At 61.0% G+C, this 20,110-nt stretch carries 20 protein-coding genes and 1 pseudogene; 9 read left to right on the forward strand and 12 right to left on the reverse strand.

Annotated features, from left to right (window positions below):
* Positions 1–2: 2 nt before the first annotated feature.
* Genes paaD through AB4Y77_RS10910 form a run of 4 tightly spaced genes read left to right on the forward strand, consistent with a single transcriptional unit; the run spans position 3 to position 3,554 of the window.
* Positions 3–566 (forward strand): 1,2-phenylacetyl-CoA epoxidase subunit PaaD, encoded by a 564-nt coding sequence (paaD, locus tag AB4Y77_RS10895; RefSeq protein ID WP_442013926.1) that lies wholly within the window; start codon positions 3–5, stop codon positions 564–566.
* Positions 567–574: 8 nt separating this feature from the next.
* Positions 575–1,780 (forward strand): 1,2-phenylacetyl-CoA epoxidase subunit PaaE, encoded by a 1,206-nt coding sequence (gene paaE, locus AB4Y77_RS10900; protein WP_311213826.1) that lies wholly within the window; start codon positions 575–577, stop codon positions 1,778–1,780.
* 8 nt (positions 1,781–1,788) lie between these two features.
* The gene (locus tag AB4Y77_RS10905; protein ID WP_442013927.1) at positions 1,789–2,568 is read left to right on the forward strand and encodes an enoyl-CoA hydratase/isomerase family protein; all 780 of its coding nucleotides are present in this window, start codon (positions 1,789–1,791) and stop codon (positions 2,566–2,568) included.
* A gap of 41 nt (positions 2,569–2,609) precedes the next feature.
* Positions 2,610–3,554 carry a lipid kinase gene (locus AB4Y77_RS10910; RefSeq protein ID WP_442013928.1) on the forward strand — a complete coding sequence of 315 codons (945 nt, stop codon included), beginning with the start codon at positions 2,610–2,612 and terminating at the stop codon, positions 3,552–3,554.
* Positions 3,555–3,788: 234 nt separating this feature from the next.
* Here AB4Y77_RS10910 and AB4Y77_RS10915 read toward each other — a convergent pair whose 3' ends face one another.
* The gene (locus AB4Y77_RS10915; protein ID WP_442013929.1) at positions 3,789–4,910 is read right to left on the reverse strand and encodes a hypothetical protein; all 1,122 of its coding nucleotides are present in this window, start codon (positions 4,908–4,910) and stop codon (positions 3,789–3,791) included.
* A gap of 174 nt (positions 4,911–5,084) precedes the next feature.
* On the opposite strand from AB4Y77_RS10915, the gene AB4Y77_RS10920 reads away from it, so the two are divergent.
* Entirely contained in the window at positions 5,085–6,548 is a 1,464-nt protein-coding gene (locus tag AB4Y77_RS10920) for a protein adenylyltransferase SelO (RefSeq protein ID WP_442013930.1), read from the forward strand.
* Between the two features lie 3 nt (positions 6,549–6,551).
* Here the strand turns inward: AB4Y77_RS10920 and AB4Y77_RS10925 are convergent, their stop codons facing one another.
* The 4 genes from AB4Y77_RS10925 to AB4Y77_RS10940 all read right to left on the reverse strand — a co-directional run bounded on the left by AB4Y77_RS10925 (position 6,552) and on the right by AB4Y77_RS10940 (position 8,653).
* A complete protein-coding gene (locus tag AB4Y77_RS10925) occupies positions 6,552–6,731 on the reverse strand; it encodes a hypothetical protein (RefSeq protein ID WP_311213821.1) in 180 nt (59 codons plus the stop codon).
* Positions 6,732–6,884: 153 nt separating this feature from the next.
* The gene (locus AB4Y77_RS10930) at positions 6,885–7,292 is read right to left on the reverse strand and encodes a MarR family winged helix-turn-helix transcriptional regulator (protein WP_311213820.1); all 408 of its coding nucleotides are present in this window, start codon (positions 7,290–7,292) and stop codon (positions 6,885–6,887) included.
* A 136-nt stretch (positions 7,293–7,428) separates the two neighbouring features.
* A complete protein-coding gene (locus AB4Y77_RS10935) occupies positions 7,429–7,890 on the reverse strand; it encodes a hypothetical protein (protein ID WP_442013931.1) in 462 nt (153 codons plus the stop codon).
* 178 nt (positions 7,891–8,068) lie between these two features.
* Complete coding sequence (locus tag AB4Y77_RS10940) at positions 8,069–8,653, reverse strand: DUF1349 domain-containing protein (protein ID WP_442013932.1); 585 nt, start codon at positions 8,651–8,653, stop codon at positions 8,069–8,071.
* A 116-nt stretch (positions 8,654–8,769) separates the two neighbouring features.
* On the opposite strand from AB4Y77_RS10940, the gene AB4Y77_RS10945 reads away from it, so the two are divergent.
* Complete coding sequence (locus AB4Y77_RS10945; protein WP_442013933.1) at positions 8,770–9,207, forward strand: hypothetical protein; 438 nt, start codon at positions 8,770–8,772, stop codon at positions 9,205–9,207.
* Between the two features lie 40 nt (positions 9,208–9,247).
* Here the strand turns inward: AB4Y77_RS10945 and AB4Y77_RS10950 are convergent.
* Both AB4Y77_RS10950 and AB4Y77_RS10955 read right to left on the reverse strand, forming a co-directional pair.
* Positions 9,248–9,912, reverse strand: a pseudogene (locus AB4Y77_RS10950) (response regulator transcription factor).
* Complete coding sequence (locus AB4Y77_RS10955; protein ID WP_442013934.1) at positions 9,909–11,075, reverse strand: sensor histidine kinase; 1,167 nt, start codon at positions 11,073–11,075, stop codon at positions 9,909–9,911. Before AB4Y77_RS10955 ends, AB4Y77_RS10950 begins: the two are co-directional and overlap by 4 nt.
* A 184-nt stretch (positions 11,076–11,259) precedes the next feature.
* On the opposite strand from AB4Y77_RS10955, the gene AB4Y77_RS10960 reads away from it, so the two are divergent.
* Together AB4Y77_RS10960 and AB4Y77_RS10965 are read left to right on the forward strand one after the other, a co-directional pair.
* A complete protein-coding gene (locus tag AB4Y77_RS10960; RefSeq protein WP_442013935.1) occupies positions 11,260–12,171 on the forward strand; it encodes an alpha/beta fold hydrolase in 912 nt (303 codons plus the stop codon).
* 149 nt (positions 12,172–12,320) lie between these two features.
* A complete protein-coding gene (locus AB4Y77_RS10965) occupies positions 12,321–13,145 on the forward strand; it encodes an alpha/beta fold hydrolase (protein ID WP_442013936.1) in 825 nt (274 codons plus the stop codon).
* Between the two features lie 45 nt (positions 13,146–13,190).
* Here AB4Y77_RS10965 and AB4Y77_RS10970 read toward each other — a convergent pair whose 3' ends face one another.
* Both AB4Y77_RS10970 and AB4Y77_RS10975 read right to left on the reverse strand, forming a co-directional pair.
* Positions 13,191–15,074, reverse strand: a complete 1,884-nt coding sequence (locus tag AB4Y77_RS10970; protein WP_442013937.1) for an FG-GAP-like repeat-containing protein — start codon at positions 15,072–15,074, stop codon at positions 13,191–13,193.
* A 119-nt stretch (positions 15,075–15,193) separates the two neighbouring features.
* Entirely contained in the window at positions 15,194–16,882 is a 1,689-nt protein-coding gene (locus tag AB4Y77_RS10975; RefSeq protein ID WP_442013938.1) for an FG-GAP-like repeat-containing protein, read from the reverse strand.
* A gap of 495 nt (positions 16,883–17,377) precedes the next feature.
* On the opposite strand from AB4Y77_RS10975, the gene AB4Y77_RS10980 reads away from it, so the two are divergent.
* Positions 17,378–18,640, forward strand: a complete 1,263-nt coding sequence (locus AB4Y77_RS10980) for a choice-of-anchor P family protein (protein WP_442013970.1) — start codon at positions 17,378–17,380, stop codon at positions 18,638–18,640.
* Between the two features lie 139 nt (positions 18,641–18,779).
* Here the strand turns inward: AB4Y77_RS10980 and AB4Y77_RS10985 are convergent, their stop codons facing one another.
* The 3 genes from AB4Y77_RS10985 to AB4Y77_RS10995 all read right to left on the reverse strand — a co-directional run bounded on the left by AB4Y77_RS10985 (position 18,780) and on the right by AB4Y77_RS10995 (position 19,830).
* Positions 18,780–19,094: a hypothetical protein gene (locus AB4Y77_RS10985; RefSeq protein ID WP_442013939.1), complete on the reverse strand. Its 315-nt coding sequence runs from the start codon at positions 19,092–19,094 to the stop codon at positions 18,780–18,782.
* The gene (locus AB4Y77_RS10990; protein ID WP_442013940.1) at positions 19,094–19,270 is read right to left on the reverse strand and encodes a hypothetical protein; all 177 of its coding nucleotides are present in this window, start codon (positions 19,268–19,270) and stop codon (positions 19,094–19,096) included. Before AB4Y77_RS10990 ends, AB4Y77_RS10985 begins: the two co-directional genes overlap by 1 nt.
* Positions 19,271–19,353: 83 nt before the next feature.
* Positions 19,354–19,830, reverse strand: coding sequence for a hypothetical protein (locus AB4Y77_RS10995; protein WP_442013941.1), 477 nt, complete (start codon positions 19,828–19,830; stop codon positions 19,354–19,356).
* Between the last annotated feature and the right edge of the window lie 280 nt (positions 19,831–20,110).

Raw genomic sequence — 20,110 nt, forward strand, 5'->3', positions numbered from 1 at the left:
CCATGACTACCCTGTCACGGACTGAAGAGCAGCGGGCCTGGGACATCGCGTCCACGGTCTGCGATCCGGAGATCCCCGTCCTTACCATCGAGGACTTGGGGATCCTGCGCGGCGTGCGGGTCACTCCTGCCGACGCATCCGCCTCAACCCAGGCAACAGACCAGCACGACGGCGGCACGTCGAGGACCGCCGTCGAGGTCACCATCACGCCCACGTACTCGGGCTGCCCGGCGATGGACGCCATTGGTGACGACCTGCGGACAGCCTTCCAGAAGGAGGGCTACGCGAGCGTGCGCATCAACCTGGTGTTGTCTCCGGCATGGACCACTGACTGGATGACGGATTCCGGCAAGGCCAAGCTGGAGGAATACGGGATTGCCCCGCCCAGCGGCATGGCTGCTGCCGGTGGCCACTCCGGTCCTGTCCGCTTGAGCCTGGCCGTGAAATGCCCGCAGTGTTCGTCGTTGAACACCAAGGAACTCACCCGCTTTGGTTCCACGTCCTGCAAGGCATTGTTCGTCTGCCAGGACTGCAAGGAACCGTTCGACTACTTCAAAGTCCTCTAAGGAATTCCATGACCACCGAAACCCAGACAGCCAGCCGCCGTCGTGCGTCTTTCCATAACCTGACCGTCTCGGAAGTCCGCCGCCTCACGGACGATGCCATTGAGGTCTCGTTTGGTGTTCCTGCCGAGCTGGCCGGGCAGTACGACTACCTTCCCGGTCAGTACGTGGCTTTGCGCACCTCGCTGCCCGATGAGAACGGTGAGCCGCACGAGGTCCGCCGCAGTTACTCGATTTGCGCAGAGCCGCGCAGCTTCGAGGACGGCAGCAGCGAGATCCGGGTTGCCATCAAGAAGGACCTGGGCGGCCTCTTCTCCACATGGGCCAACGCCGAGCTGAAGGCCGGTGACGTCCTGGACGTGATGAGCCCGCAGGGTGCGTTCATTTCGCGGCACGGCAAGGACGGCTCGGCCGTCCAGCACAACGTCATGAACTCCATGAATCATCCGGAGGAGCTGGCGGGGGAGCCGGGCAACTTCGTGGCGATCGCCGCTGGTTCCGGCATTACCCCGGTCATCGCGATTGCGCGCACGCTGCTGGCGGCCAATCCGGAAACCACGTTTGACCTGGTCTACGCCAACAAAGCTGCCATGGATGTCATGTTCCTTGAAGAGCTGGCTGACCTGAAGGACAAGTACCCTTCGCGCCTGGCGCTGCATCACGTGTTATCCCGCGAGCAGCGGATCGCGCCGCTGATGACCGGGCGTATTGATTCCGAGAAGCTGCAGGCGCTGCTCAGCAGTGCCATCCGTGCCGAGGATGTGGACGAGTGGTTCCTGTGTGGCCCGTTCGAGCTGGTTCAGCTGTGCCGCGACACTCTGGCTGCCCGTGGCGTTGAGCCCGAGCACGTTCGCTTCGAGCTGTTCACCACTGGACGTCCGGACCGCCCCGAGGGCAACGCCGGCCGCCCGGTTGTGGAGGACGAGTCGCAGGATACGTACAAGATCACCTTCACCCTGGATGGCCTGACCGGCGACGTCGCCAGTCCCACCCATGCCCGCGAATCCATCCTCAACGCCGCTTTGCGTGTCCGCCCGGACGTTCCGTTCGCGTGCGCCGGTGGCGTCTGTGGCACCTGCCGCGCCAAGTTGATCACCGGTACGGTGACCATGGATGAGAACTACGCCCTTGAACAGGACGAGCTGGATAAGGGCTACGTCCTCACCTGCCAGTCCCACCCCACCAGCGAAGAAGTTACCGTCGACTTCGACGTCTAAGGAGTCCCATGATCGAGCTCTCCATTGCCAACGGCATTGCCGAGATTGTCCTCAATGCCCCCGAAAAGCTGAACTCGCTCAACGAGGACGCGCTGGCCGAACTGGATAAAGCGTACGACGACGCCGCTGCCGCTGCCTCACGTGGTGAGGTGCGGGCGCTGCTCCTTCGCGGCGAGGGTCGCGCCTTCTGCGCCGGCCGTGACATTGCTGCCGTTACTCCCGAAACCGATGACGCCCAGGCTTACCTTGGCGGCCTCGTGGAACCGCTGTTGAAGAAGATGGCGGCCTTCCCGGCACCCACGTTTGCCGCCGCCCATGGTGCTTGCCTGGGCGTCGGGTTGGGGCTGTTGTTGGCCACCGACGTTGTGTACGTGGCGGAGAACGCCAAGTTCGGCTCACCCTTTGCCAAGCTGGGGGCCACGTTGGACTCGGGCGGGCATTGGTACTTCACCGAACGTCTGGGCATGCACCGCACGCTGGATTTGATCTACACGGCCGATCTCATCTCCGGGGCCGAAGCCGTGGCACAGGGTATGTTCAGCCGGGCGATGCCGGCCGATGTTTTGCTGGACGAGACCCGGGAAATCGTGTCGCGCGTGGCCGTTGGCGCCACTGAAGCCTTCAATGCATCCAAGGAACTCGTGGCCCACATCCGCGATCAGCGCTTGGGCCTTTGGGCTTCCATGACCGAGGAAAACGCCGAGCAGGCACGGCTGTGCAAGACCGACGACTACGCCGAGGGCTTCCGGGCGTTCCAGGAGAAGCGGGCGCCGGTTTTCAAGGGGTAGCCGCAGGTTCCTCCAAGGTAGTTGGGCCTAGCATTGGTCACATGATGGCTTCCCAACAAGTGCGCTCAGCGGCCGTGGTGATTAATGCGGCATCACGTCGCGGGGCCGCAGCGAGCCAACTGGCCGTGGATGCAATGAAGAAGTCAGGTGTGCCGGTTCGTTCCGTTCATCCGGTGACGTCGGGCGAGGGATTGTTCCAGGCCCTGCGCCAAGTGATGTCAGAAGGACATGACCTGGTGGTTGTGGGTGGTGGTGACGGCACCGTGACCTCTGCCGCCGGACTCCTTGCCGGGACTGACGTCGTACTCGGCGTCCTTCCGTTGGGTACCGCCAATGATCTGGCCCGAACACTTGAGATACCGAGCGGGCTCGCTGAGGCCTGCGCCGTTATCGCGGACGGGAAGGTGGTGGACATCGACCTTGGACGGGCCAATGGTGAGCCATTCCTCAACGTGGCGTCCGTGGGGCTTTCGGTAGGTGTCACGGAGGCTCTTAGTCCTCGCCTGAAGCGGCACATAGGGCCCTTGGCCTACGGCATCGCCACCGTGCGGGCTTACGCCCGGCACCGACCTTTCCGGGCACGACTGGAATTCCCGGACGGCGATCACGAGCCGATGGACCTCGACCACGTGCTTCAGGTGGCAGTGGGCAACGGCAAGCACTACGGCGGCGGAAACATGGTTGCTCCGATGGCGGGGATCGACGATCACACCCTGGATATTTACGCGATCCTGGCGGCACCGCTTAAAGAGCATTTCAAGATTGCACGGTTGCTCAAGGACGGCAGCTTTATTGATCACGATCGGGTGCACCACCTTGCGACCCGAAGGGTCCGGTTGGTCACGGAACCGCCGATGTCCGTGAACCTCGATGGCGAAATCGCGGCGGTAACTCCCACGGAATTCAGTGTTCAGCGCAACGCCGTTCACGTCATGGTGCCGCAGGGCAGCAACAGCGCCTCGCTCGATGGACCGATGCGGGGCTGACCCACAAAGAGCACTACTGCCGCAGGCAGCAGCGGCTTAAACTTTGAGGACACGCATCGAACGCAGTTTGCGGGTTAAGCGTGCGTTGAACGGAGATAGCCATGCTCCAGATGATCATGTGCAAATTGAACATCCACCACGTCTGGCATATCGAGTCAGCTGAGGATGGCAGCGGCCGTTACAGGCGCTGTACACGGTGCGGCAAGTACGATCGCGACTGGGATGGCAGCGGGTTCATGCACTGACGTTGCCGACGCCCGATTGCCTGGCGTTGCCGGACCTCCACGCCCGGATGAGCAGGACGGCAGACCCAACCGGGGCGAGGAACGCGGACATCGCTACCAGTGGGATGCCGACTGTGGAAGCGGCAAGCCCCATCAAAGTGACCACGGCGATGCGGGTCAAACGGCCGCCACTGACCAAGCGCTCCAACGGGAGCGCAATGGCGAAACCCATGAGCGCTGCTGCAACCAGGGTGGCAGGCCACTGCGATGGATGTCCCGCCCCAAGGAGTTGCGCGAACCCCTCAACGGCCATGGCGGCACACGAAAGAAGGACAGCCCACGGCGTAGTGGGACCGCGACGAGGGGCAAGCACCCCACCGGCAAGAACCAGCAAGGGGATAGCGGCGAAAGCGCCGTAGGCCAAGCCGAGGTTCATGGCATGGGTGGAATTGGCGACTCCGGGGGCCCACGTACTTCCCGTGACTGCAAAGACGGCGCACGCCAACCCCACCAGGAGCAACGCCAGCGCCGCTCCGCCCACACCGCGGCTGGGTGCAACCACTGTGGGTGAAGGTGCCGTGGCCGGCGGAGGTACGGGCCGCCCCTGCCGCAGGGCCGAGATAAGCAGCACCACCGCGCCCAATACACCCAGCATCGGGGGCATCATCATGAGGGCTCCGAGTATGAGCGCGGCTGGTGCGGCCAGCAGAACGGCTTGCGTTATACGGACGGGAAGGGAACGCCGGCCAGCCAGCAGGGAGTTCAGCGGAACAGCAAGGCAGACCGTCCCGGCAACCCAGCCCAGGATCATGAAAAGTAGGCTCGATGATCCAAACCAGCTGAGGCGTTGGCCCGCATCAGCTTCGTCGAAGCCCACGGACCAACTTGCCGCTGCGGTCAGAGCCAGGGCCCATGCCGGCACCGCGGCCACCGCCGTGAACAACGCGACACGAGCAGTCAGCCGCCCGGCAAGACGCAACAGCACGACGCCGGAAAACGTCCCCGCGAGCGGGCCGACGAATCGGGACAGAATGAGGTGTACGGGTTCCGTCCACGGTAGGGAGTACGCACCGCTGAACAAGAGGACCATAGCGCCCAAGAATCCGAGCAAGGATGCCGCTGCGCACCCCACGGCCCAACGCCTTGAAGCTGAAAAACGGCGCACTTGCGCAAATGAACCCACGTATTACCTCACCTTTTTGGCGGAAACCGCCCCCAATGGATCTCCTGCCTCAGGCAGAGGTTCACATGCTAGCCGGACCGGACCGTCATTTCGCGCAGGCAAGGGCATCTATATCCTTGAGTGATGAGTGACATAGCGCGTTCCACCATCGCCTTCGAGGGGCACTTCGCCCGGGACTTCCCGGAGCTCGCTGTTCCCTGGCGGGCGGAGGAGGCCGCCGAACCGCAGCTCTTGGCACTCAACGAGCCACTCGCCGTCGAGCTGGGTTTTGATCCTGGGTTCCTCCGGAGCCCCGAGGGTATTCGGCTGCTGATCGGTAATGCCCTCCCGGAAGAGGCAACTCCTGTGGCACAGGGATACTCGGGCCACCAGTTCGGTTGGTATTCACCGCGACTTGGCGATGGGCGGGCGCTCCTGCTCGGCGAGGTTGCCGGAGCTGACGGGAAACTCCGCGATGTCCACCTCAAGGGTTCGGGGCGCACGCCGTTCGCACGGAATGGGGACGGCCGGGCGGCTGTTGGTCCGATGCTGCGGGAGTACATCCTCAGTGAGGCGATGCACGCCTTGCGCATACCCACTACCAGGAGCCTTGCCGTCGTTGGGACAGGTCGTCAGGTTCAGCGTGAGACGCTCCTTCCGGGGGCGGTCCTGACGCGGGTAGCCAGCAGCCACTTGCGGGTAGGCAGTTTTCAATATGCCAGGGCCACGGATGATCTGGAGTTGCTTCGCCGGCTTGCTGACCATGCGATCGAACGCCACCACCCGTCGTCGGCCGGTGAAAGCAACCGCTACCTGGCGCTTCTCAAGGGCGTCATTTCAGTCCAGGCGGCACTTGTGGCGCAGTGGATGCTGGTCGGGTTTGTGCATGGTGTCATGAACACGGACAACATGACTGTGTCCGGCGAAACCATCGATTATGGTCCTTGCGCCTTCATGGAGGGCTTCGATCCGGGCGCCGTGTACAGCTCCATTGATGAGATGGGACGATACGCCTACCGTAGCCAGCCGGTGGTTGCGGAGTGGAACTTGGCCCGTTTCGCCGAGTCGATCGCGCCGCTCATCCACGACGATGAGGAGCAGGCGGTGGCCCTCGCCGTTGAGGCGCTCAATGGATTCCGCCAGCAATACAGCGCGGCCTGGTTCAACGGAATGAAAGCCAAACTTGGGCTGCCGGAGGAAATGGACGACGACGTTGCGTCGCCCTTGGTGGATGACCTGCTGCAGCTGGTCCAAGAAGCCCGCGCGGACTACACCTCGTTCTTCCGCAGCCTCGGCAAGGCGGCCCGCGGGCAGGCTGAACCCGCCCGCGGGGCCGTTCTTGACCTTGTGGCGTTTGATGCCTGGCTGGAGCGTTGGCGTGCACTCGCGCCGGACGCCGATGCCATGGACAGGGTCAACCCGGTCTATATTCCACGCAACCACCTGGTGGAGGAAGCGCTTGCTGCCGCAACTGAGGGAGACATGGGACCGGCAGGGCGGTTGCTCACAGCTGTATCTGACCCGTGGAACGAACGTCCCGGCCTGGAAGAGTACGCCACGCCGGCGCCGGAGAGCTTTGGACCCTACCGAACCTTCTGCGGTACGTAGGGGCTAGTTCCAGACGGCTCGAACCACCATGTCTGCACCTGCCGCCAGATGTTGACCAGTATGTCCTGCATCCAGGACGCAGACGTGTTCTGCTTCAGGAGCACTTGTTGATACGAGGCATTCCGTGGCCCTGAAACTCAGGAGATCCACTGGAAGGGTGTCGCCGATTCGAAGATCACTCATGGTGTCCTTTTGTTCGCCCGGGCGTCACCATAGCTGCGGCTGGCCCGGTGTGGTGGTGGAGATAAATTTCTCCTTGGGACGCCGGACTTCATCAGCGGATAACTTCATACTGCCCTGAAGGAAGACTTCCGTCTACGTGGGACTGCCTAACTCTCAACTGAAGTTTGAGTGACGCACGATTGCCAGCAGCTCTTCGCGCAGATTTCCCGAGTCCGTCATGATGGCCGACAGTACGGTGCTCTCCAAATCGTGGGACTGTTCCAGCAGCGCCAAACCCAGGTCGGTAATCGATATCAATTGGCCGCGGCGGTCGAAGCGATTGGGTTGTCGGTGGATGAACCCCCGGGATTCCAGCCTCGTCAACAGCGGTCCCATGGTTTGCGCTTGAACGCGGACGCTTTGGGCTAGCTTTCCCGGAGCGATAGGTCCCGACGTCGCCACGGTTTCCAGCGTCAGCACGGCCGGATACGTCAACCCCAGAGGGCGCAGCTTGTCGTTCCAGGCCAATTCCACCAGCCGTGCCGCCGTGGACAGCAGCCGGCTGGTTGGCCATCGGTCCATGTCAGGCATTCAGGCCCCCAGGCTCCCCAAAATAGTCAGCTTACTTACTAGGCTACATCAGGCCGATGCTAAAGCTGGCTGTGGGGCAGGGCTGCATTCAGGTGGGGGACACGAGCGGCGGGACTCGCCGTTGGGTTCAGGAGAGGTCGAACGCCGAACGTCCAACGGCGCGCTCGGCACCGTGCACCTGCAGGGCGTGCCGCATGGCTTGGCGGTTGTCTTCGGCAAGTTCAGGGTGGCCGGCGACCCGGTAGAGGTCCGCCGCCCACTGGAACTCATCGGCAGCGGAACGGAAACGGGCTTCGTCGAAGAGACGCCGGCCAATGTGGTGCCGAACGTAGGCCTCCTCCGCCGGTGACTGGACGGTTCGCAGGGCCTTTTCGTGGAGTACGGCGGCGTCGTGCCAGCGGTACTGGCGTTGATTGACCTGGGCAAGTATCAGCAACAACTCGCGGCGGTCAGGTGTATGGGGCAGCAGTTTGGAGCCTTCGTCGAGGGCTTCAGTGTCCCGGCCCAGCAGCGCCAAGTACCGGACGCGCTCCACCGGTGGGCACTCGCCAGCCAGCGCAGCTTCCACCGATTGGCGGCTGATTGCCACGTCGCGGAACGTCGCAGGGTCAGTGCGCCAAAGACTCGCAGTATCTTCCACAGTAATGTGCCCCCCACAGGCTTGTTTTGGAGCCAACTGAGTTGCAGCACTGTTCAATGGCAGGCCGCAGGAAACTCCATAATCTCATGAACGACGGGACCCGCAAGCTGGTTCCGCCCTGACGGCATCAGTGGAGTTGGCTGTCCGCTGGCGTGGCCCGCCAGGAGTGAAACGGCACGGTCAATCCTGCCCGTGTTGGTGCGCAGGTGAACGGCCCGGCGACGGCCACCGCATCGGGCGATAACGGCACAACCCGGACCAGCTGGAGTTCGTTGTCGCCTGAAGCCGCCCGAATGGTGAGGGCATCGCCCGAGCGGCTGACCCTCATCCGGACCCGCCCGCCGTTCCAGTCCGGGACCGGTGCCAAGGACCAGTCAGAGAAGCGGTCCGTAACCACCGCGCCCAGCTGAGCGGCGCCGTCGGCGAATTCCATACCCGCCTTGATCCAATGCTCGGCGCTGATACGGACGAAGATGCCTGCTTGGTCGAACTGTTGGGAGAACGCGGCGGTGAACTCAACCTCCATGGCGCTGTCCTGGGGAAAAGGGGCAAGCAGCGCGTGTTCTGTGTCGTGGATAAATCCGTAGGACGTGACGCGCCAAGCGTCGCTGCTTTTGGCTGCGGTCACCAGCAGGTCACCTGCCTGCTCGACGACGGCGGCGGCCGGCTGGTTGGTCCACGCGCCGCGGTTCCATGGGATGTCGATGTTCACAGGGCTCCTCGAGGTTGTGGCAAATACAGTTTCACAGTTTATGGGCTCCGACATGACGCCCGCGGGCGAGGCGCCCTCCAAGCCACCATGTGGATAGGCTTGGCAGAGTTCAGCTGATGGGGGACACCGGAATGCGTCGTGAAACAAAATTATGCTTCGCCCTGCTTGCGTTGCTCACGCTCACAGCCGCGAGCTGCGACGAGCGGCCATTTACCCGTGACTATGCCCGGTCCGTTCCAAACTCCGTCATTCAGGTCGGCGAGAAGACGAACAGGACCTGGGAGTACGTGGACAGGGACGGCGTATCGAGGGAACTCAACACCTGCGAAGACTTGAGCCCGTGGAACGCCGCCTACAGCTGCAAGTCCCCTGACGGCACCGTGGAACTGACCTTCAGTTTGTCTAAACGCATGCGGAATCCCACGCTTCACGTCGGTGACGAACTGGTGCCCCTGCATTGCATCAACAACGGATTTTGGGGCGACGCGCTGAGGTTCTGTATCCCGGCGTCGGACCCTGCCGTCCCGCCGCAGCCGGTTCCCCGCCGCGACTAGTGCAAACCCGGCTGAAAAGCCACGAGTAGGCGTCGGCTGCTCACAGCCCTGCGGAAACCAGGCCCGATTCATAGGCAAGAATCACCAGGTGCGCCCGGTCCCTGGCATCCACTTTGGTCATGATCCGGTTAACGTGCGTCTTGCGGTGTGTGGGGAAATGACCAAGCGGGCCGCGATGTCCTGATTTGTCAGCCCCCGGGCAACCAGAACCAGCACTTCCCGCTCCCGCTCGGTCAAGCGTGAGAGGCTCCTGTCTTCCCACACAGATGCCAGTGGAAGGGGCTCCACGAACCGTTCAATAAGTGCCCGCGTCGCAATGGGGGAGAGCAGCGATTCGCCCGTATAGATGGTCCTCACTGCGCGCACGATGTCTTCCGGCTCCGCTCCCTTTCCAATGAATCCGCTGGCACCGGCACGGAGTGCGGCCAGGATGTATTCGTCCTCCTCAAAGGTGGTGAGGATGAGCACCCGGGCTGACCCGGCGGATGGACCGGTGATGATCTCGGAGGTGGCCGCTATGCCGTCCATTTCCGGCATCCGAATATCCATGACAACGACGTCGGGGGCTGCTTCGGCGGCGGCGCGGACAGCTTCCCTGCCATTCGAGGCCTCGCCGACCACACGGATACCGCCGCTGTCGGACAGAATGTCTCGCACGGCTTGGCGTACCAGGGGTTGGTCGTCGACTACCAAAACGCTGATCATCGGAGTGCTCCCCTCGGGGTCGGGACGCGTGACGGCACAGTGACCATGAGTTGGAACTTACCGTCGACACTGGCTGTTTCCACTGTGCCCCGTACTGCGGCAACCCGTTCGCGCAGCCCGCGCAGCCCGTGTCCGCTGGGCACGGCGCCCGCACCGCCAGCACGGAGCCGATTGGTGACTGTCAGGATGACGTCGCCTTCGCTGGAGCGGATGACGACGGCGGTTTGCTCTCCTGTTCCGTGTTTGTGAGCGTTGGTGAGTCCCTCCTGCAAAGCCAGATACGCAACGTGGTCACTGGCCGGGGAGAGTGCTGGAATGCCTGGCTCCCGATGCAGTTCCACCTGCAGTCCCGCCTGGTTGAAGCGTGCCAGGAGCTCGTCGAGCTGCGCCAACCCTGCTTGGGGGTGGAGGCCACGCCCATGGTCTGTATCCTCGGTGCGTAGCAAGGACATCAGCGACCCAATGTCCGCAAGCACGGTTCGCGACGCACTGCGAATGGTGGTCAGCGCCTCCTGTGCCCGTTCGGGCCGGGACGCCAAGGACGAGGATGCGACGCCGGCGCTCAGGCTGATCACTGAGATCTGGTGGGCCACAACGTCGTGCAGGTCCCTTGCGATGCGGACGCGCTCCTCAGCCACCCGCCGTCGTGCTTCTTCGTCTTTACCGCGCTCAGCGCGTTCGGCCCGTTCCGTCACGGCGGCGATGTATTCACGCCGCGATCTGGCGGCGTCGCCCATGGCACCGGCCAGAACGATGAAGGCAACGAATTGCAGCGCCCGGGAGTCAAAGAAGTCTCCCAGCGGGATTGCGCTGACGAGGAACACGAGCAGTGCGGCCAGAGCCACAGCAACCGTCCCGGTGACACGGCGCGTCCTGCTCGTCACTGAATAGGCCGCGATCACAGCGGTAATCAGAGTGCTGGGTGCCAGCACGCCTGCAGTTGCGACGATCACGCTGCAGGCAAGGCTGACCCCGAGTGTTGCCAGCGGCCAACGACGGCGGAACGGCACTGCCGCGACGGGCAGGAGCGCCAGCAGGAGCTGTGCTCCGCGTGCCCGGAAGACGTCGTCGGGAAACGGAAGGACGGCAAAGAGCACAACGACGGCGATCACGATGACGTCGCTCAGGCGCGTGGTGACTCCCGGAAGGCGATGTGGCGGCACCCTCCCAGTATTGCGAGCCAGCAACCGGGCCGTTTCATCCTGAGGACGATTCGCCCGTACCACCAACGCGGTACGCAGGTGACCACTCAGGGGTGACGCGCGCAGCCCCGCCAAGGACGAGGCTGAAGGTATGGGCGCATCGTGCGCCTTGGGAGAGGCAGGTTTGAAGAGGTCTGTGAGGAGAATGCTCATAGCGGTCACCGCAGTAGGTGCCGTGCTGGCGTTGGGTTTGGGCAYTACAACCGTGGTGAACGTGGTGGCAAGCGAGTCGGAAAGCCACCGGATCGAGTCGTATGGGGAGAGGGTGGAAGTCGAGGGCGGCTTGATGAACGTCGTGGTCAACGGCGAGGGGGAGGACATTGTCCTGTTGCCGGGATTCGGCACGTCCTCTCCTTTCCTCGACTTTCAACCGTTGGTGGACAACCTTGCCAAGGACCACCGCGTGATTGTCGTGGAGCCGTTCGGGTACGGCTTGAGTGATGGAACTGAGCGGGAGAGGACCACTGGGAACATCGTTTCGGAGGTGCACTCGGCACTGGAGGCGCTCGACGTTGACAGGTACATCCTGATGGGGCACTCCATCGCCGGTATTTACGGCATTGAGTACGCCGCCCGTTATCCGGAAGAAGTCACTGCGTTCGTCGGCATTGACTCGAGTGTCCCCGGGCAACCTGGCATGGACACCCAGTTCCCCACCGGCCTGTTGTCCGCTGCGAAGAGTCTGGGACTTCTCCGCTTGGTGGCCGCAGTAGGCGACGCGTATGGCGACGCCTACTCCGATCACGCCCGGGAGCAGATGAACATGCTGACGCAGCGTAACTCCATCTCCTCTACTTACCTCAACGAGATGACCCACATCCGCACCAACTTCGAGCACGCGCTGGGGACCGGCTTCGGAGAGAAGCTGCCCCTGCTGCTGTTCGTGGTGTCGGAAAATACGAAGACTCCGGAGTGGTTGGGGTTGCATCAGAGGCAGGCCGCGAGCGTTGCCGACGGTACCGTGGTGCCGCTCCCGGGCGAGCACTACCTCCATCACACGCACGCAGCAGAGATCGCCGACGGGTTTCGGGAGTGGGAGGCCGCCCGCACACGGTAGGCGAGCCGGCTGAAACGAAAGTGTCCCGCCTGATGGGGGATCAGGCGGGACTCATCAACCATAGCCTCGCTAGCTGGTAATTGGCCGGGTACGCCTTTTCACCGTCCCCGAAGCTCGTCCGGGAGGGGCGCTGAGCGTACGCTGGCCCCATGGAGTCTGCGGTCAGGACGGTCGCCTTGCGCACGGGGATCAACGTCCCCTGCTTCGTTCAGGGGCGCCTTGAACGAGCAGTCGACGACGGCGGCACGCCCTTACTCTTGCTGCACGCCTGGGGTGAGTCCTGGCGCAGTTTCGAGCGGCTGATCGCCGCGATTCCGGACTTGGTTGTTGTGGCACCGGATCTTCGTGGACACGGTCTTGCCGAGAAGCCTTCCGGCGCCTATTCGCTGGTGGAGGTAGCCGAGGACGTGGTGGCTCTGTTTGGTGCCCTGGGTCTTGTCCGTGCCCATGTCCTGGGTTCGTCCAGCGGGGGATATGTTGCCCAACAACTGGCGGTGATGCATCCGGAACTGGTGGCCTCGCTGATTTTGGTGGGGGCACCGTTGAGCCTCCATGGGAAGCCGGCGTTCGCCGCCGAAATGGAGTCGCTGACCGATCCGATTTCAGAGGAGTGGGTGCGCGGGTCCTTGTCCTGGTACCGGCTGCTGCACACGGTTCCTGCTTCCTACATTGAAGACCGGGTGCAGGACGGGCTGGCCATGCCGGCGGCTATTTGGAAGGAGTCGCTGCGCGGCTACTACGAAGCGGTGCCGCCGACGGAAGCAGGCTCGATTTCAGCACCTGCTTTGATTCTTTGGGGCGCCCATGACCACTTGGTGCCGCGTCATCATCAGGAGACCCTAGCCAGCCGAATTCCGGGATCGCGCTTGGAGATATATGAGGAGACCGGCCACTTGGTGCTGTGGGAGTGCCCGGAGCGGGTGGCGGGGGATGTTGTGGGGTTTTTGAATGATGTGCGGGGCGGCTGGCCCTGATCGTTCAGGGGCCAGCCGCTCTCTACCTCGTCAAACCGAAATGAATCAGAGAATGGCCGTCATGACGTTCCAGCCTGTGCCCACCTTTGTAGCCGTAGGCCATGCTGCACCCCCGCTGCCTGCGTAAAGCCATAGCTCGCCAGTCGCGTTGCGCGCCAGGATGTCGGCCTTACCGTCGCCGTTGAAGTCACCGGGACCAACCAAGGAGTTCATGACGTTCCAGCCCTGGCCAATCTGCTGCGTCGGGAGCCAACCATTTCCGTTGCGATAAAGCTGGAGTGCGCCGGCCCCGTCGCGAGCAACAATGTCAGGAGTGCTGTCCATGTTGAAGTCTCCTACGCCTGTAATTTCGGACATCCCGTTCCAGCCAAAACCTGCATAGTAGCGAGGCAGCCAACCGCCGTTCCCGTCGCCGCGATAGACAAATAGCAAGCCTTCGCTGGAACGCGCAACGATATCGACGAACTCGTCGTCGTTAAACTGTCCGATGCCCTCAATTGCCGTCATGCTCTCCCATCCACTTCCGACCTGGACGCGTGAAAGCCAACCACTCGAGCCGTTACCCGGGTAGAGCCAAAGCAGTCCGCTTCCATCGCGGGCCAAAACATCTGCCTTGCCGTCACCATTGAAATCTCCGGGTGCGACGATGGCTGTCATGATGTTCCAGCCTTGTCCTACCAGCTTTCGGGGCAGCCATCCACCTGAACCGTCGCCGGGGTAGAGCCACAGCAGTCCGGCCGAGTCCCGGGCGATGACGTCCGCCGTGCGATCTCCGTTGTAGTCGTTCTTGACGGGCGGTTGTGTATTCCCATCAATGACGGATATGTGGTTATTGACCACCGTGTAGACCTTGTTGTTGGACGGGTTTACGGCAGCCATGAGCCACGGCGAAATCCTCAGCGTCGTTGTGCCGTTGTTCCGACCGTCAATGACTGTGGTACCTCGGTCGGCCATTGAAACATAGATTTTGTTATTCGTCGGGTTCACCACGATTTTCTTCACCCGCGTAGGCGTGGGGATTTTTGCTGTCTCCCTCATAGTGGTCCCATCGACAATACGGACGGATCCAGTATTGGATGCAGCAGCCGAACCAATGTAGAGCTTGTCTGTCGCCGGATTCAGGGTCCAGCTCTCCAGGGGGCCGTCCCAAGATAGCGAGGCGGTGATGGTGTCGCTGACGCCATCGATCACTTTGAGGCTGGAACCGGATATCGTCTTGGTTGTGATGTAGATCTTATTTTTCACCGGATTCACTGCCCAGTTAAGGACGTCAATTCCGTCGACGTTCAGAGTTGAGGTGATTTTTCCAGATGCATCAATGACATGTACGCCACCGCTGGAGAGAACGTATGTCTTGTTTGAGACTGGATTGACAGCGATCTTGCCAAAACCTGCGGAACCCGCCACGAGAGTCGGGGTATTGGTGGCTCCATCTACGACGGTGATCCCCGCCGCTGTGCTGACGTAGACCCTATTGGCCTTCTCGTTCACAGCAATATCACCGACGTATGAATCGAACGGAATTAGGGTGGATTCCTGAGTCCCTTCATCGATCACTACAAGGGCATTTCTTTCCATCATCGATGCGTCAGAACTTGCGACGTAGAGTCTGTTCGTCGCCGAGTTGACGGCCAACACCCCAGGCGAGTCACCCACCCACTTCACCTGACTCGAGCCGCGGTCTTTGACCCTGAGCACTGCGCCATCTGACCTTATGTACGCTGTGTCTGTTGTGGAGTTGAGTGCGATGGATGCGGCCTCACCCTCAATGTGGAAATCATCCCCAATAATGTCAGCCGTGGCCGGCGCCGTCGTCGTTCCCAGCGACAACGCCAGCGCCAAACCGGCGGCCACAGACGTAGACGCAGCCAGCCGCCGTCGTTGATTTACTTTCTTTAACGCGCGCGGTTCATCCAAAGCAACAGACATAAGTTCCCCCAGTAGTCGTGACGCTCCTGCGCGTCGATAGTCGGATTTTATAGTGAAAAGACCAACGACCAACCCTGATCGATCAGGATTGGCCGTTGATTTTCATCAAGTGGTGCGGGTTAGAGGATGGCAGTCATGCCGTTCCAGCCAGATCCCACTTTGCTCGCGGTAGGCCAGGCTGCTCCGCCGTTGCCGGCGTACAGCCACAGCTCGCCTGCAGCGTTGCGGGCGAGAATATCGGCCCTGCCGTCGCCGTTGAAGTCGCCGGGCCCAACGAGTGAGTTCATGCTGTTCCATCCCTGTCCAATGGTCTGCTTTGGGAGCCAGCTTCCATAGCCGTTGGGCGGGTAGAGAAACAGAGTTCCGGCGCCGTCGCGGGCTACGAGATCGGAGACCCCATCACCGTTGAAATCAGCTACGCCAGTAATCTCGGACATTCCGGTCCAGCCGGAACCGGCCCACATCCGGGACAACCAACCGCCCTTGCCATCTCCGCGATATACCCAGAGCGCGCCATCGCGGGCACGAGCTATGACATCAGGAAATCCGTCACCATGAAAGTCAATTGCCTCAATTGCGCTCATGCCTTCCCAGCCGCTGCCGACCTGCACACGAGCGAGCCAGCTGCCGGAGCCGGTGCCTGGGTAGAGCCACAACACTCCGCCTCCATCACGAGCCAAGACATCGGCATTGCCGTCTCCGTTGAAGTCGCCGGGAGCCACGAGGGCGTTCATGACGTTCCATCCCTGTCCCACCTGGAGGCGCGGCAGCCAGCCGCCGGAGCCATCGCCCGGGTAGAGCCAGAGCACCCCTGCTGCATCTCTGGCCAGGATGTCGGCCTTGAGATCTCCATTGAAGTCGTTCTTGACGGGCTGTTCCGCATTTCCGTCAATGACGCCCACAGAATCACTCTCGGAGTTGACCACGTAAACTTTGTTGTTGGACGTGTTCACGACTGCAGCGTCGGGTTCCTGGCCCATGTAAAGCGCGCTGCTGGTGTTATTTCGGCCATCAATGACGGTGGTTCCACGGCCAGTCATGGTGGCGTAGATCTTGTTGTTGGACGGGTTTACCACGATGCTGCGAACCCGGGTAGCCGTGACTATGTGCGCAGTTTCCGTCAGGGTGGCACCGTCGATTACCTTGATGGATCCGTCGCTGTTCCAAGTACCAGATTCGACGTAGATCTTGTCGGTGGCGGGGTTTACCGCCAGAGTTCCAAGTGGGCCTTCGGATGCCATGGATCGCGTGATCTTGTCAGTGGCACCGTCGATGACCTTGACGCTGGATCCGTACTTTGGGGTCGTCGTGACGTAGATCTTGTTATTTGACGGATTGATCGCGATAGCACCGATCCCGCCCGCACCCACGGACACTGTTGACGTGATCTTTCCGCTGGCGTCGATGACTTTCACAGTCCCGGCGGAAAGAGCGTAGGCCTTGTTGGTAACGGTATTGACTGCAATGTCTTGCGCACCGGCGGAGTTCAGGATCGGAGTGGCCACGTTTGTAGCGCCATCGATGATCTTGAGGCCATTTGCAGTACTGACATAGACCTTATTGGTCTTTTCGTTTACCGCAATGACGTCTGCGTTAGCGCCAAGTGTGACTGTGGTGGCCGCGTGGGTCGCGCCGTCAACTACTGCGACCGAACTGGAATCGCTGACGTAGATCTTATTCGTCGCCGAGTTTACAGCGATGCGCGACCACATGACATCGGGCTGATACACATTCGCCGTGCCAACCGCGCTGATGCTGTAAATGCCGCCTAAAGTCGACACGTAGGCTGTGTCGGTTACCGAATTCACGGCTATATTAGCCGGCTGCTCACCTACTAAGAAAACATCTTTGACGGCGTCAGCCGTTGCCGGCGCGTTAGCCGTTCCCAACACTAGTGCCAGGGTCAAAGCGGCGGTGCCGAGCCCAGCAACTGCCTGCCGTAGTCGTCCTATGTCCGCCGCCCTGAACGCGCGCGAACCACCCAAAACATTACTCAAGGAATCCCCCGGAAGTCGTGACGCTGAAGCGCGTCTCTACGGGCATTCTATAGGGTGAATGCTATCGATGACGGTCGGGTGGGGGGTGAAGCTCTAGGGGCTCGAAGGGTGGCAGGGCCAAAGCAAGTGGGCGAACATTAGAGATTGTGATGAAAAAGTCGCCATAGTTATGCGAGAATCACAAATTTTAATTGTGAAAAACTTCTTGGCGCTTCGGTCTATTGCCAGTGGGAACCTTGGACGTTACGGTGTGATCACCATCGCTGCATCGTGTTCTACTACTGGGGGCATTACATGAAACGTTCTATGGTCGCTTTAGCGGGCGCTCTTGCGCTTGCGCTTACGGGCGGCGCCACCTCCTCGGCCTTTGCCACCACTACGAGCATTACGCCGGCACAGGTCAGCACTGGATTTTCCGGCTCGGCATATGGGTCTTACATCTTTAATTCAGACAAAACATTGACATCAGGTCCCACAGCCAGTTCCAGCATTAGCTGCACAGGTGCTACAGGAAGAACCTCGTCGAATACCGTGGGGGGACTCAACGTTGCGGCAGTCGGGAACGTTGGCGCTGCCTCCACTGCTGTCAAAACGTTGCTGACAGCCAGTGGGAAGCGTATCGAGGGGCAATCTACTGTTGCTGGCGCCACCTTGCTAGGCGGTCTCATCACGGCGGGGACGATCACGTCCGTGAGCACGGCAGATAAAACTACTACTGGTGACTTCTCCGGTACAAATCAGACGACGATCGCCAATCTGAAAGTCCTAGGCCTTCCCGTGAGCGCCACCCCCGGCCCCAATACAGTTCTTGACCTCAATGCGCCGCTTCTGGGTTCTGTCGGCAAAATTACCCTCAATGCGCAAGAGAAGCGTCTCGTCAATGGCACCTACCAGGTATCGACGACAGCCTTGCGTGTGGAGATTCTTAAAGCTGGACTGCTGGGGCTGAAAGTTGGAACAGACATCCGCGTTGGGGTTACCGCCGTCAAGTTGCCGTCTGCGCAGACCGGGTACCTGGCCGGCACGGGCTTCAGTACGAAAGCCACACTCGCATCGGGCCTTCTGGGATCAGGTCCCACCGCCCTCGCAAACGTCAAATGCGGGGGCGGCACCACATCGGCAAACCTGGCAGCAACCTCGATACCGGGTTTGGCAACGGCAGGCGCATCTGCAACAACCACATCTGGCATTCTCACACCGCAACCAAAGACAACTGTCACAAGTACGCTCGCAGGACTCAACCTGCTAAACGGGGCCATCCGAGCTGACGCTATCAAAGCGGAGACTAGTGCAACCCGGGCTCCGAGTGGGGGCACCGTATCGCTCAAGGACACATCGACGTTCACCAACCTGAGCATTGCAGGTCTGCCGGCGATCAACGCCACTGTTGCACCCAATACAAAGGTCCAGGTGGCAGGCTTGGGTCAAGTCACCCTGCACAAAGTCACCAAATCTTCTACCAAGATCATCGTTGTGATGATTGAAATTGTGCTGAGCCAGCCTTTAGGGGCTCTACCCACAGGGGCAGTAGTACAAATCGGTTACTCAAGTTCCACCGTCGGGACATGAGGGCTCGACTGATCAAACACTGAGGTGGTCCACAATCCTCGAAGAACTTGACATGCACCCGTGGGCGACGAGCCAGAGCGCCGCGTCTAAGAATTACAAAGACCCCCGCCCTCATCGGGTGGGGGTCTTTCGTCGTTTGCTAGTTGTGCCCAAGTTCCTTGGCAATTTCGGCGCTATCGTAGGACTCTGGCGTAACAGCTACACCACCAACAGCTTCGGCGGAATCAGCCGAGTTCCCCTTGATGAGATGCTCCAGGCGCTGTACCTCAGCGAGGGCTGCTCGCCGGGCAACGTCCGCAGCCACGTCCTCGTCGAGGGAAGCATTTCCTTCGCGCCAATCCAAGTGGACCTTGGCCCATGTACGCATTGTTTCTGCGTAGCGGTCGGAAGCCTGGATGAATTCCTCGAGGAGTTTCTGGGCATCGATCATGTCATCGGATCCGTTCGAGCTCACTAAGCCAGGTTGTCCTTCCGGGTTTCGTGGACCAGCCATTCATACAGCGAGTCAGATTCCACAAGGATCGCTTCGGCCATGTCAGCTACCTCGGTTGTGGTGACAGCTTCCTCGGCGGTGACGAGACTGTTGTCCACAGATTCATCCTGTGTGACTTGCGGCATTTCGATGGTCATGTTAGCCCCCATAGCTAAGTAGATTTTCGCGTCAGCCTAACAGCAATGTGCGGAGGGGACCTAAACGGCAACGGCCGGGCGGGCTAGGCGGAGATGATGGTGACTTCACGGAGGTCTATGAAGCCGTTGCTTCTGTTGTTGAGGGGGTCGGAGAGATTGAAAATCTGGATGATCCATCGCCCGGCGGCAGCGCCCTGGGGCACGGTTGCCGTGACCTGCCAAACCCCATTCTGAAGATTCCCTGACACCAGACTGTGGTTGGACAGCCAGTAGTACTGGTCCGTTTCAGGGTTCCAGACGCGCACAAGGAACCCGTTGGTTACTCCGGTTTCATCGGAAAGGCGGACCTTCAGTGTCAATCTCGCTGACGCGTTTGTGACGTCCAACGGTGTCGCGGTAGGGACGTAGTTACTGACTACCGCTGGAGCAGCCACATCCGTTGATGCGGCCGCGGCGGGAAGATCAAGGAACGAGAGACTCCCGGCGAGTACTAGCGATGAAACAACAGCTGCCTGGATGCGTCGTAGTCGCAAGGCCCCCCATATGTTTTTGAAAAGCATCTTGAAGGCTCCAGTGCCTAAGAGCACGAACGTCGCCTACCCGTTCGAATATTAGCCGGTTGGGGCCGTGCGCCCAGCGACCTGGGTGACAGATTCGGACGACAACGGCGCACTTGCCCCCGTTACTGGTCCGATTGAAACGGCCCTCTGCGAGAACCGTAATCTGGTAAGGATGCGGCCATAGGAAGGTCGAGACTGTTTCGGTCGAACGACGGCGTGGGCTAGTGGGTGTATTGATTGAGCAGGTGGCAACGAGCAGTCGCGATGACTTATGAAACCT

This window comes from Paenarthrobacter sp. YAF11_1, from assembly GCF_052113445.1.
GTDB lineage: Bacteria > Actinomycetota > Actinomycetes > Actinomycetales > Micrococcaceae > Arthrobacter.